Source organism: Nocardioides marinus (assembly GCF_013408145.1).
GTDB classification, from domain to species: domain Bacteria; phylum Actinomycetota; class Actinomycetes; order Propionibacteriales; family Nocardioidaceae; genus Nocardioides; species Nocardioides marinus.
This window is the reverse complement of sequence record NZ_JACBZI010000001.1, coordinates 226,117-237,836: the sequence shown is the minus strand read 5'-3', so window position 1 is coordinate 237,836 and position 11,720 is coordinate 226,117. Positions and strand designations below refer to the sequence as shown.

The window sequence follows — 11,720 nt, the reverse complement described above, 5'->3', positions numbered from 1 at the left end:
TTAGTACTTGAGGAGGCTCGCGTCGTCGACCGAGGCCGAGCGACGGGTCCGGAAGATGGTCATGATGATCGCCAGCCCGACGACGACCTCGGCCGCCGCGACGACCATGACGAAGAACGCCGCCACCTGGCCGTCGAGGTTGCCGTGCTGGCGGGCGAAGGCCACCAGGGCGAGGTTGCAGGCGTTGAGCATCAGCTCGACGCACATGAAGACCACGATGGCGTTGCGCCGGGTCAGGACACCGATCGTGCCGATCGTGAACAGCACGGCCGAGAGGCCGATGTAGGCGTTGACGTCGCTCACGCGTCCTCCTCCGGGTTCTCGGTGTTGTGGCCGCTGCCGGCGCTGGTGTCGGTCGTGCCGCCGGCACCACCGGCGACACCGCCGCCCTGCGCGTCGGCGTCGGTGCGGCTGCCCACGTCACCCACGGTGCGCTGCAGCTCCTCGATGTCCTCGGCCAGCGCCGGGGCGGACCGGACGGTCCCGCGGGCGGCCAGCACCCGGGCCACCGAGGCCTCGGCGGGGGTGCCGTCGGGCAGCAGGGCCGGGGTGTCCACGGCGTTGTGCCGGGCGTAGACGCCCGGGGAGGGCAGCGGGCCCAGCGGCTTGCCGGACTCGGCGTACTCCCGGACGCGGCGGGCGGCCATCGACGCCTGGGTCGGCTTGGGCGTGAGCCGCTCGCGGTGCGCGAGCACCATGGCGCCCATCGCCGCGGTGATCAGCAGGGCGGCGGTGACCTCGAAGGCCAGGACGTAGCGGGAGAAGAGCAGGTCGGCCAGGCCCTCGATGTTGCCGGCGGAGTTGGCCTCGGTCAGGCCGCGCATCGTGCCGAGCGAGATCTGGGCGACCGAGACGAGCAGCAGCGCGCCCATCACCAGGCCGGCGCCCCAGGCCATCCAGCGCTGGCCGCGGATCGTCTCCACCACCGAGTCGGAGGCGTCGACGCCGACGAGCATCACGACGAAGAGGAAGAGCATCAAGATCGCGCCGGTGTAGACGATGATCTGGACCGCGAAGAGGAACGGCGCCTCGAGGGTCAGGTAGAGCACCGCGAGGCTGATCATCACCACGGCCAGCAGCAGGGCCGCGTGCACGGCCTTGCGCACGAACAGCACGCCCAGCGCCGCGGGGACGATGATGGCCGCGAGCAGCCAGAAGGTCACGGTCATGCCTGCTCCCCCGTCGTGCCGATCTTCTCGCCGGGCGCCGGGGCGGCGTACTGACCGCGGTAGTAGGCCCCCTCGTCGTCACCGAGTCGCATCGGGTGCGGCGGCTGCTCCATGCCCGGCAGCAGCGGGGCCAGCAGGTCGGACTTCTCGTAGATGAGGTCCGCGCGGTTGTCGTCGGCCAGCTCGTACTCGTTGGTCATCGTCAGCGCCCGGGTCGGGCACGCCTCGATGCACAGCCCGCACAGGATGCAGCGCAGGTAGTTGATCTGGTAGACGCGGCCGTAGCGCTCACCGGGGCTGAAGCGCTCCTCGTCGGTGTTGCCGGCGCCCTCGACGTAGATCGCGTCGGCGGGGCAGGCCCAGGCGCACAGCTCGCAGCCGACGCACTTCTCCAGGCCGTCGGGCCAGCGGTTGAGCTGGTGGCGGCCGTGGAAGCGGGGCGCGGTGGGGAGCTTCTCGAAGGGGTACTGCTCGGTGACCACCTTCTTGAACATCGTCCGGAACGTGACACCGAACCCGGCGACCGGGTCGATGAACTGCTCCTTCAGCGTCTTGTCCTTCTTCTCAGCCACGGGTCAGGCCTCCTCCCCGGCACCGGCCGGGACGGTGGTGGATCGGGGGAACTCCAGCGGCGCGGCGGCACCGCGCACGGCTCCCCCGGCGGGCATGGGCGGGACGGGGTAGCCGCCCTCGGGGATCGTGGGCGCCGCCTCGTCCTCCTCGGAGTCCTCGGTGCTGCCGAAGAAGCCGAGCGCGAGGACGACCACGATCGCCGCGCCACCGAAGAGCAGCACCTGCTGCACACCGATGTCGTAGGTGTTGGAGACGTAGCGCATGATCGCGACGAGCACGGTCCAGGCGAGCGCGACGGGGATCAGGACCTTCCAGCCGAAGGCCATGAACTGGTCGTAGCGCAGTCGCGGCAGCGAGCCGCGCAGCCAGATGAAGCCGAAGATGAAGAACAGGACCTTGCCGAAGAACCAGATCACCGGGACGTAGCCCTCGTTGGCGCCCTCCCAGACCCGGTCGATCCAGAACGGCGCGTGCCAGCCGCCGAGGAACAGCGTGGTGGCCAGCGCGGAGACCGTGGCCATGTTGATGTACTCGGCGAGGAAGAACAGGGCGAACTTCAGCGAGGAGTACTCGGTGTGGAAGCCGCCCACCAGCTCACCCTCGGCCTCGGGCAGGTCGAAGGGCGCGCGGTTGACCTCGCCGACCATCGAGATCACGTAGATCACGAAGGACGGGATGAGGATCAGGCCGAACCACAGGTCGTCCTGGGCGGCGACGATCTCGCTGGTCGACAGCGAGCCGGCGTAGATGAACACCGCGATCAGCGCCAGGCCCATCGAGACCTCGTAGGAGATCATCTGGGCGCTGGAGCGCAGGCCGCCGAGCAGGGAGTAGGTCGAGCCCGAGGACCAGCCGCCGAGCACGATGCCGTAGATGCCGATCGAGGCGATGGCCATCACGAAGAGGACCGCGACGGGCATGTCGGTCAGCTGCAGCGGGGTGCGCTCGCCGAACATCGTGACCTCGGGACCGAAGGGCACCACCGAGAACGTGACGAACGCGGGGATCACCGCGATCACCGGCGCCAGCACGAAGACGACCTTGTCGGCCGCCTTGGGGATGAGGTCCTCCTTGAAGGCCAGCTTCACCCCGTCGGCCAGCGACTGCAGCAGCCCGAAGGGACCGTGCACGTTGGGGCCGATGCGGTGCTGCATGCGGGCGACGACGCGGCGCTCCCACCAGATGTTGAACAGCGTCAGCAGCACCAGGACGACGAAGACCAGGCCGGCCTTGACCAGCACCAGCCACCAGGGGTCCTGGCCGAAGGCCGAGAGGTCCTCGGCCATGGGCACGAACAGCGGGCTCACGCTCCTGCTCCCTTCACGGTCACCCGGGAACCGGGTGAGGCGAGACCGGCGAGCACACCGGCCCCGGTGGAGGCCGCCGGCACCCACACGGTGCCGTCGGTCATGTCCTCGACGACCTCGGCGGGCATCGTCACCGAGCCGCGGTCACCGGTGAGGACGACGGCGTCGGGCTCACCGAGCTCGGCGTACGTCGCCGGGCTGACCCGGGCCACGGCCGGGCGGGCGGTCGCGGCGAGGTGCTTGTCGCCGTCCTGCATCGAGCCGCCGTCGATCATCAGCTTCCAGGTCGAGAGCGCCAGGCCCTGCCCGTCGGTGGGGGCGGGCTCGACCGGGGTCATCGCCGGTCGGTCGCCGTCCCAGGGGCCGAGCTGCTCCATCTCCGCGCGGACGTCGGCGACGGTGCGGAAGCCCAGCGGGGCCCCCTGACCGAGCGCGGCGAGCTCCTCGGAGACGCCGGCCAGCACGCGCAGGTCCGGCAGGGCGGTCGGCGAGGGCAGCACCGCCTCGAAGGGCCGCGGGCGGCCCTCCCAGGTGAGGTAAGTGCCGGCCTTCTCCACGGGCGCGGCGACGGGGAAGACCACGTCGGCGGCCCGGGTGACCTCGGTGTCGCGCAGCCCCAGGGCGACGACGAAGCCGGCGGCCTCGATCGCGGCGCGGGTGGCGGCGGGGTCGGTGGTGTCGTCGGGCTCGACGCCGGCGACGACCAGACCGCCGAGCTCGCCGGCGACCAGGGCGGCCACGATGGCGTCGGCGTCACGACCCGGTGCCTCCGGGAGCGACCCGACGCCCCACGAGGTGGCGGCGTCGACGCGGGCGGCGGCGTCGGCGACCGGACGGCCTCCGGGCAGCAGGGTCGGCAGGCAGCCGGCCTCGACCGCACCGCGGTCACCGGCACGACGGGGCACCCAGGCGACCCGGGCACCGGTCTTGGCCGCGAGGTCGGCGACGGCGGAGAGCGCACCGGGCACGGTGGCCAGGCGCTCGCCGGCCAGGACGACGGTCCCGGAGTCGATGCCGTGCTCGGCGTGACCCAGCAGGCCGGCCAGCGCGGCCGGCTCCTGCCCGGGCGCCGTCGGGACGAGGGTCCCGCCCATCTTGCGCAGCCCCCGGGTGGTGTACGGCGCGAGGGCCAGGACGCGGCCGGTGCCGTGGCGCGAGGCCTTGCGCAGCCGCAGGAAGATCGCGCCGGCCTCGTCCTCGGGCTCCAAGCCCACGAGCACGACCGTGCGCGCGGTCTCGAGGTCGGCGTACGAGACCCCGCCGGCCCAGGGGCCGGTCAGCGCGACGTGGGCCGCGAGGAACTCGGCCTCCTCGGCCGAGTGCGGCCGGGCGCGGAAGTCGATGTCGTGGGTGCCGAGGCTGACCCGCGCGAACTTCGCGTAGGCGTAGGCGTCCTCGGCGGTCAGGCGACCACCGGTCAGGACGCCCACGCCGCCGGCGGCGCCTGCAGCGTGCAGACCGCGCGCCGCGACGGCGAACGCCTCGGGCCACGAGGCCGGGCGCAGCTGACCGTCGCCGCCGTCCTCGACCCGGTCCCGCACCTGCGGGTAGCCGAGCCGGTCCTCCAGCGAGGCGTAGGCGAAGGCGAAGCGGTCCTTGTCGGTGATCCACTCCTCGTTGACCTCAGGGTCGTCGCCGGCGAGGCGACGCATCACCTTGCCGCGGCGGTGGTCGACGCGGATGGCGGAGCCGCAGGCGTCGTGCTCGGCGACCGAGGGGGTCGAGACCAGGTCGAAGGGCCGCGAGCGGAAGCGGTAGGACTCCGAGGTCAGCGCGCCGACGGGGCAGATCTGGATGGTGTTGCCGGAGAAGTAGGACAGGAACGGCGCGTCCTCGGCGATGCCGATCTGCTGCTGGGCGCCGCGCTCGACCAGGGCGATGAAGGGGTCGCCGGCGATCTCGTCGGCGAAGCGGGTGCAGCGCTGGCACACGATGCAGCGCTCACGGTCCAGCAGCACCTGCGGGCTGAGGTTGATCGGCTTGGGGAAGGTGCGCTTGACGCCGCCGCTGCCCGAGCCGGCGAAGCGGGACTCGCCCTGGCCGTTGGACATCGCCTGGTTCTGCAGGGGGCACTCGCCGCCCTTGTCGCAGACCGGGCAGTCGAGCGGGTGGTTGATCAGCAGGAACTCCATGACCCCCTGCTGGGCCTTGTCCGCGACCTCGGAGGTGGCCTGGGTGTTGACGACCATGCCGGGCGCGACCGGCAGGGTGCACGAGGCCTGCGGCTTGGGGAAGCCGCGACCGTTGCCGGCGTCGGGGACGTCGACGAGGCACTGCCGGCAGGCGCCGACCGGCTCCAGCAGCGGGTGGTCGCAGAACCGCGGCACCTGCACGCCGATCTGCTCGGCGGCACGGATGACGAGGGTGTCCTTGGGGACGCTGACCTCGATGCCGTCGATGGTGAGGGTGACGAGGTCCTGCTCGGCGGCCTTCTCGGGGGCCTTGTCGTGGGTGGCGGTCATGCCTTCGCTCCGGCGGTCGTGGCGGCCCAGGCGGTGGAGGCGGCCGGGTCGAACGGGCAGCCGCCGTGGGTGAGGTGCGCGAGGTACTCGTCGCGGAAGAACTTGATGGAGCTCGAGATCGGGCTGGTGGCACCGTCGCCGAGCGCGCAGAAGGAGCGGCCGAGGATGTTCTCGCACTGGTCGAGGAGCAGGTCGAGGTCGGACTCGCTGCCCTCGCCACGCTCCAGCGCCGCCAGGGTCTGGACCAGCCACCAGGTGCCCTCGCGGCACGGGGTGCACTTGCCGCAGGACTCGTGCTTGTAGAACTCCGTCCAGCGCAGCACGGCGCGGACCACGCAGGTGGTCTCGTCGAAGAGCTGCAGGGCGCGGGTGCCGAGCATGGTGCCGGCCTCGCCCATCGACTCGAAGTCCAGCGGCAGGTCGAGGTGCTCCTCGGTCAGCAGCGGCGTGGAGGAGCCGCCGGGGGTCCAGAACTTCAGCCGGGCGGGCTGCCCGTCGGGACCCGGTCGCATCCCGCCGGCCAGGTCGATGAGCTGGCGCAGCGTGATGCCGAGCGGAGCTTCGTACTGCCCAGGGCTCGTGACGTGCCCGGAGAGGGAGAAGATGCCGTAGCCCTTGGACTTCTCGGTGCCCATCGAGGAGAACCACTCCGCGCCGTTGGCGATGATGCTGGGCACCGAGGCGATCGATTCGACGTTGTTGATGACGGTCGGGCTGGCGTAGAGGCCGGCCACCGCGGGGAACGGCGGGCGCAGGCGGGGCTGGCCCCGGCGACCCTCGAGGCCCTCGAGGAGGGCGGTCTCCTCACCGCAGATGTAGGCACCGGCGCCGGCGTGCACGACGATGTCGAGGTCGAAGCCGGAGCCGTGGATGTCCTGGCCGAGGTGGCCGGCGGCGTACGCCTCGGCGACGGCGGCCTGGACCCGACGGATCACGTGCAGGACCTCGCCGCGGATGTAGATGAACGCCTTGTTCGCGCGGATCGCGAAGCTGGAGATGATGACGCCCTCGACCAGCGTGTGCGGGCTGGCCATCATCAGCGGGATGTCCTTGCAGGTGCCCGGCTCGGACTCGTCGGCGTTGACCACGAGGTACTTGGGCTTGGGGTTGTCCTGCGGGATGAAGGACCACTTCATGCCCGTGGGGAAGCCGGCGCCGCCGCGACCGCGCAGGCCGGAGTCCTTGACCGCGGAGATGATGTCGTCGGGCGCCATGCCCAGCGCCTTCTTCAGCGCCTGGTAGCCGCCGTGCTGCTCGTAGGACTCCAGGGTCCACGAGCGCTCGGCGCCCCAGTTGGCGGTGAGGACCGGGGTGAGGGTGTCGGTCACGGTGTCGCTCACTGGGCGTCCTTCTTCTCGGCTGCCTCGGTGGCGGTGGGGGCGTCGGCCTCCACCGCGGCGGACTCGGCCTCCTGCGAGGCGTCGGTCCTGGCGGCAGCGGCCTGCGCGGAGGCAGGCACGGCCGCCGGGGAGCCGTCGGCGCCGGCGGGCGCCGACCAACCCTTCTCCTGGGCGATCTGCAGGCCGCGGAGCGACGCCGGCCCGGCACCCGGGCCCTCGTCGACGCGGCCGTCGGGGAAGCCGGCGAGCACCCGCTCGGCCTCGCGCCAGCTGCACAGCCGCGGACCGCGGGTGGAGGTGACCTCCTTGCCCGCCCGCAGGTCGTCGACCAGCGTGACCGCGGACTCGGGGGTCATGTTGTCCATGAACTCCCAGTTGACCATCATCACCGGGGCGTAGTCGCAGGCCGCGTTGCACTCGACGTGCTCGAGGGTGATCGACTTCTTGCCCGGCTCGTCCTCGGTGGTCTCGTCGTTGCCGACGTCGAGGTGGTCCTTGAGGCGGGCGAAGATCTCGTCGCCGCCCATCACCGCGCACAGCGTGTTGGTGCACACGCCGACGTGGTAGTCACCGACCGGGCGGCGCTTGTACATCGTGTAGAAGGTCGCGACACCGCTGACCTCGGCCGGGGTGATCTCCAGGATCTCCGCGCACGCCTCGATGCCCGCGGGCGTGACCCGGCCCTCGACCGACTGCACCAGGTGCAGCATCGGCAGCAGGCCCGAGCGCTTCTCGGGGTAGCGCCCCGCGATCTCGGTCAGCTCTGCGTAGGTCTTCTCGTCGATGCCGCTCACCGGTCGACGCCTCCCATCACGGGGTCGATCGAGGCGATGGCCACGATGACGTCGGCGACCTGGCCGCCCTCGCTCATCACGCTGGTCGCCTGCAGGTTGTGGAACGACGGGTCGCGGAAGTGCGCCCGGAAGGGCCGCGTGCCGCCGTCGGAGACGACGTGGGCACCGAGCTCGCCGCGCGGGGACTCGACCGGCACGTACGCCTGACCGGCCGGCACGCGGAAGCCCTCGGTCACCAGCTTGAAGTGGTGGATCAGCGCCTCCATGGACTCACCCATGATGTGCTTGATGTGGTCGAGGCTGTTGCCCATGCCGTCGGAGCCGATCGAGAGCTGGCTGGGCCAGCCGATCTTCTTGTCCGCGACCATGACCGGGGCACCCTCGAGGCCGGCCAACCGGTCGGCGGCCTGCTCGACCAGGCGCAGCGACTCCCACATCTCGGCCAGCCGCACCCGGAAGCGGCCGTAGGAGTCGGCGGTGTCCCACGTCTGCACGTCGAACTCGTAGTCCTCGTAGCCGCAGTAGGGCTGGGTCTTGCGCAGGTCCCACGGGTAGCCGGTCGAGCGCAGGATGGGACCGGTCAGGCCCAGCGCCATGCAGCCCTCGAGGTCGAGGTGGCCCACGCCCTCGAGGCGGGCCTTGAAGATCGGGTTGGCGTTGCAGAGCGCGGCGTACTCCGGCAGGCGCTTCTTCATCAGCGCGATGAAGGAGCGGATCTCCTCCAGCGCACCGACGGGGAGGTCCTGGGCGACGCCGCCGGGACGGATGAACGCGTGGTTCATCCGCAGGCCGGTGATGAGCTCGAAGAGGTCGAGGACCAGCTCGCGCTCGCGGAAGCCGACGGTCATCACCGTCAGGGCACCGATCTCCATGCCTCCGGTCGCGATCGCGACCAGGTGGGAGGAGATGCGGTTGAGCTCCATGAGCAGGACCCGCATGACCTGGGCCTTCTCCGGCACGTCGTCCTCGATGTCGAGCAGCCGCTCGATGCCCAGGACGTAGGTCATCTCGTTGTAGAACGGGGAGAGGTAGTCCATCCGGGTGCAGAACGTGACGCCCTGCGTCCAGGTGCGGAACTCCATGTTCTTCTCGATGCCGGTGTGCAGGTAGCCGATGCCGCAACGGGCGTCGGTGACCGTCTCACCCTCGAGCTCGAGGATCAGTCGCAGCACCCCGTGCGTGGAGGGGTGCTGGGGACCCATGTTGACGACGACCCGCTCCTCGGCCTCCTCCGCGAGGCCCTGGCTGATCTCGTCCCAGTCCTGGCCGGTGACGGTGAAGACCCGGCCCTCGGTGGTCTCGCTGGCGCCGGCGTACATGTCCTGATCGGTCGACATCAGCTGTAGCTCCTGCGCTGGTCCGGCGGCGGCACGGTCCCGCCCTTGTACTCCACGGGGATTCCTCCGAGGGGGTAGTCCTTGCGCTGCGGGTGGCCCGGCCAGTCGTCCGGCATCAGGATCCGGGTGAGCGAGGGGTGGCCGTCGAACACGATCCCGAACATGTCCCAGGTCTCGCGCTCGTGCCAGTCCGCGGCGGGGTAGGTGTCGCTGACCGTGGGCACGTGCGGGTCCGCGTCGGGTGCGGTGACCTCGAGACGGATGCGGCGGTTCCAGGTCATCGAGGCGAGGTGGTAGACGACGTGCAGCTCGCGGCCGGTGTCGTCGGGGTAGTGCACGCCGCTGACCGAGGAGCACAGCTCGAAGCGCAGCGCCGGGTCGTCGCGCAGCACCCGCGCGAGCGCACCGACGTCCTCGCGGCGCACGTGGAAGGTGATCTCGCCGCGGTGGATGACCACGTCGCCCAGGGCGTGCTCGAGGCCGGCGGAGCGGGCCGCTGACCCCAGGGCGTCGGCGACCTCGTCGTACCAGCCGCCGAAGGGGCGCTGGGCCGGCGCGGGGAAGGTGACCGCGCTGACCAGGCCGCCGTAGCCGGAGGTGTCACCGGTCCCGCTCACGCCGAACATGCCCTGCCGGACGCCGACCTGGCCGACCTCACCGGTCGGCGCGGGGACGTTCTCGGGCATCTTGTCGGTGCTGTCCGGGCTGCCGGGCCCGCCGGGGGTCTGGTCGCTCATCGCAGCAGGCCCTTCATCTCCGAGGTGGGCAGCGCCTTGAGCGCGGCGTTCTCCAGCTCCTCGATCTGGGCGGCGCGGTTGGCCCCGAACTTGGTCGTCTGGACCTGGTCGTGCAGCTTGAGGATCGCGTCGATGAGCATCTCCGGGCGCGGCGGGCACCCGGGGAGGTACATGTCGACGGGCACGACGTGGTCGACGCCCTGCACGATGGCGTAGTTGTTGAACATGCCGCCCGAGCTGGCGCACACGCCCATCGCCAGCACCCACTTGGGCTCGGCCATCTGGTCGTAGATCTGGCGCAGGACCGGGGCCATCTTCTGGCTGACGCGACCGGCGACGATCATCAGGTCGGCCTGGCGCGGGGAGGCCCGGAAGACCTCCATGCCGAAGCGGGCCAGGTCGTACTTCGGGCCGCCGGTCGTCATCATCTCGATGGCGCAGCAGGCCAGGCCGAAGGTGGCCGGCCAGAACGACGCCTTGCGGAAGTAGCCGGCGACGCCCTCCACGGTCGTCAGCAGGACGCCGCTGGGAAGCTTCTCTTCAATGCCCACGGGGGTCTCCTTCTGCTCCGCTCAGTCCCAGTCCAGCCCGCCGCGACGCCACTCGTAGGCGTAGGCGACGGTGAGGTTGACCAGGAAGAGGACGACGGCGACGAGACCGAAGCCGCCCAGGGCGTCGAAGTGCACCGCCCACGGGACGAGGAACATGATCTCGACGTCGAAGACGATGAAGGTCATCGCCACGGTGTAGTACTTCACGGGGAAGCGGCCGCCGCCGACGGGCTGCGGGGTGGGCTCGATGCCGCACTCGTAGGAGTCGTACTTGGCGCGGTTGTAGCGGCCCGGGCCGGTGAGGGTGCTCACCGCCACCGAGAAGATCGCGAACCCCGCGGCCAGGGCCGCGAGGAACAGGACCGGTGTGTAGAGCTCCATCTGAGCCGACTCTCCTCTCCGGCGCCCCGCTGGTCGGATGCGTCCAGGCCGGTCCGGACCGCGGCGTGAGCCGCGACACGTGACCTTGTGAACCGAATCACTAGGTGGCGCAGCCCACATCTTGCCACTGCTCGCGGGGTCGGTACACCCGGGGGGTGGGTCGGATCACCCGGCGGCCCGGCTCGCGGTCACCACCCACCTGACCTGCGCATTTACGTCATCTGTACGTACCCTAATTCGGTCTCTCAGGGCGGACGCGACGGCTCGTGTGGCTCAGCGGGGTCCAGGGACCGCGCTGAGCCACACGAGGCGGCCGGGAGGGGTCAGGCGCGGCCGCGGTGCAGCGCGACGATGCCGCCGGAGAGGTTGCGCCACTCGACGCCGGACCAGCCGGCCTCCTGGAGCAGCGCGGCCAGGCCGGCCTGGTCGGGCCAGGCGCGGATCGACTCGGCGAGGTAGACGTAGGCGTCGGGGCTGCTGGAGACCGCGCGGGCCACCGGCGGCAGGGCCTTCATGAGGTACTCGACGTAGACGGTGCGGAACGGCGACCAGGTCGGGTGGCTGAACTCGCAGACCACCAGGCGGCCGCCGGGCTTGGTCACGCGGCGCATCTCGCGCAGGCCGGCGACCGGGTCGACGATGTTGCGCAGGCCGAAGGAGATCGTCACCGCGTCGAAGGTGGCGTCCCCGAACGGCAGCCGGGTGCCGTCACCGGCGGTGAAGGGCAGGTGCGGGCGGGCCTGCTTGCCGACCTGCAGCATCCCGAGGGAGAAGTCGCACGGGACGACCGTCGCGCCCTTGTCGTGGAACGGGACGCTGGAGGTGCCGGTGCCGGCGGCCAGGTCGAGGATCCGCTCCCCCGCGACCGGCGCGACCGCCTCCACGACGTGGGTGCGCCACCGGCGGTCCTGCCCCAGGGAGAGCACGTCGTTGGTGACGTCGTAGCGCTTGGCCACCGCGTCGAACATCCGACGGACGTCGGTCGGCTGCTTGTCCAGGTCTGCACGGGCCACGGGCGAAGACTAGGCGGTGGACCCTCGCGCTCCCGCGCTCGGTCCGTCGCTCCACC

The 11,720-nt window shown here is 71.2% G+C and carries 12 protein-coding genes; all 12 read right to left on the bottom strand.

What is annotated here, in order from left to right; translation table 11 throughout:
• The 12 genes from nuoK to BKA05_RS01165 all read right to left on the bottom strand — a co-directional run bounded on the left by nuoK (window position 1) and on the right by BKA05_RS01165 (window position 11,664).
• Window positions 1-303 (bottom strand): NADH-quinone oxidoreductase subunit NuoK, encoded by a 303-nt coding sequence (nuoK, locus tag BKA05_RS01220; protein ID WP_179529797.1) that lies wholly within the window; start codon window positions 301-303, stop codon window positions 1-3.
• A complete protein-coding gene (locus BKA05_RS01215; protein ID WP_179529796.1) occupies window positions 300-1,169 on the bottom strand; it encodes an NADH-quinone oxidoreductase subunit J in 870 nt (289 codons plus the stop codon). The genes nuoK and BKA05_RS01215 overlap by 4 nt, the downstream gene beginning before the upstream one ends.
• Window positions 1,166-1,741, bottom strand: a complete 576-nt coding sequence (gene nuoI, locus BKA05_RS01210; protein ID WP_179529795.1) for an NADH-quinone oxidoreductase subunit NuoI — start codon at window positions 1,739-1,741, stop codon at window positions 1,166-1,168. The genes BKA05_RS01215 and nuoI overlap by 4 nt, the downstream gene beginning before the upstream one ends.
• Before the next feature lie 3 nt (window positions 1,742-1,744).
• The gene (nuoH, locus tag BKA05_RS01205) at window positions 1,745-3,028 is read right to left on the bottom strand and encodes an NADH-quinone oxidoreductase subunit NuoH (RefSeq protein ID WP_179532903.1); all 1,284 of its coding nucleotides are present in this window, start codon (window positions 3,026-3,028) and stop codon (window positions 1,745-1,747) included.
• 17 nt (window positions 3,029-3,045) lie between these two features.
• Complete coding sequence (locus BKA05_RS01200; protein WP_179529794.1) at window positions 3,046-5,511, bottom strand: NADH-quinone oxidoreductase subunit G; 2,466 nt, start codon at window positions 5,509-5,511, stop codon at window positions 3,046-3,048.
• Complete coding sequence (gene nuoF / locus BKA05_RS01195) at window positions 5,508-6,839, bottom strand: NADH-quinone oxidoreductase subunit NuoF (protein ID WP_179532902.1); 1,332 nt, start codon at window positions 6,837-6,839, stop codon at window positions 5,508-5,510. Before nuoF ends, BKA05_RS01200 begins: the two co-directional genes overlap by 4 nt.
• A gap of 8 nt (window positions 6,840-6,847) precedes the next feature.
• Window positions 6,848-7,645: an NADH-quinone oxidoreductase subunit NuoE gene (nuoE, locus tag BKA05_RS01190; protein WP_179529793.1), complete on the bottom strand. Its 798-nt coding sequence runs from the start codon at window positions 7,643-7,645 to the stop codon at window positions 6,848-6,850.
• The gene (locus tag BKA05_RS01185; protein WP_179529792.1) at window positions 7,642-8,982 is read right to left on the bottom strand and encodes an NADH-quinone oxidoreductase subunit D; all 1,341 of its coding nucleotides are present in this window, start codon (window positions 8,980-8,982) and stop codon (window positions 7,642-7,644) included. Before BKA05_RS01185 ends, nuoE begins: the two co-directional genes overlap by 4 nt.
• Window positions 8,982-9,719 carry an NADH-quinone oxidoreductase subunit C gene (locus tag BKA05_RS01180; RefSeq protein ID WP_179529791.1) on the bottom strand — a complete coding sequence of 246 codons (738 nt, stop codon included), beginning with the start codon at window positions 9,717-9,719 and terminating at the stop codon, window positions 8,982-8,984. Before BKA05_RS01180 ends, BKA05_RS01185 begins: the two co-directional genes overlap by 1 nt.
• Complete coding sequence (locus tag BKA05_RS01175; RefSeq protein ID WP_179529790.1) at window positions 9,716-10,270, bottom strand: NuoB/complex I 20 kDa subunit family protein; 555 nt, start codon at window positions 10,268-10,270, stop codon at window positions 9,716-9,718. Before BKA05_RS01175 ends, BKA05_RS01180 begins: the two co-directional genes overlap by 4 nt.
• Before the next feature lie 21 nt (window positions 10,271-10,291).
• Complete coding sequence (locus BKA05_RS01170) at window positions 10,292-10,651, bottom strand: NADH-quinone oxidoreductase subunit A (protein WP_179529789.1); 360 nt, start codon at window positions 10,649-10,651, stop codon at window positions 10,292-10,294.
• A 323-nt stretch (window positions 10,652-10,974) separates the two neighbouring features.
• Window positions 10,975-11,664: a demethylmenaquinone methyltransferase gene (locus BKA05_RS01165; protein WP_179529788.1), complete on the bottom strand. Its 690-nt coding sequence runs from the start codon at window positions 11,662-11,664 to the stop codon at window positions 10,975-10,977.
• Between the last annotated feature and the right edge of the window lie 56 nt (window positions 11,665-11,720).

Bases quoted from the DNA above. Each gene is read 5' to 3' on its own strand.
- BKA05_RS01185 (WP_179529792.1), bottom strand. From the start codon at position 8,982: ATGTCGACCGATCAGGACATGTACGCCGGCGCCAGCGAGACCACCGAG.
- nuoH (WP_179532903.1), bottom strand. From the start codon at position 3,028: ATGGCCGAGGACCTCTCGGCCTTCGGCCAGGACCCCTGGTGGCTGGTG.
- BKA05_RS01200 (WP_179529794.1), bottom strand. From the start codon at position 5,511: ATGACCGCCACCCACGACAAGGCCCCCGAGAAGGCCGCCGAGCAGGAC.
- BKA05_RS01180 (WP_179529791.1), bottom strand. From the start codon at position 9,719: ATGAGCGACCAGACCCCCGGCGGGCCCGGCAGCCCGGACAGCACCGAC.
- BKA05_RS01215 (WP_179529796.1), bottom strand. From the start codon at position 1,169: ATGACCGTGACCTTCTGGCTGCTCGCGGCCATCATCGTCCCCGCGGCG.
- BKA05_RS01170 (WP_179529789.1), bottom strand. From the start codon at position 10,651: ATGGAGCTCTACACACCGGTCCTGTTCCTCGCGGCCCTGGCCGCGGGG.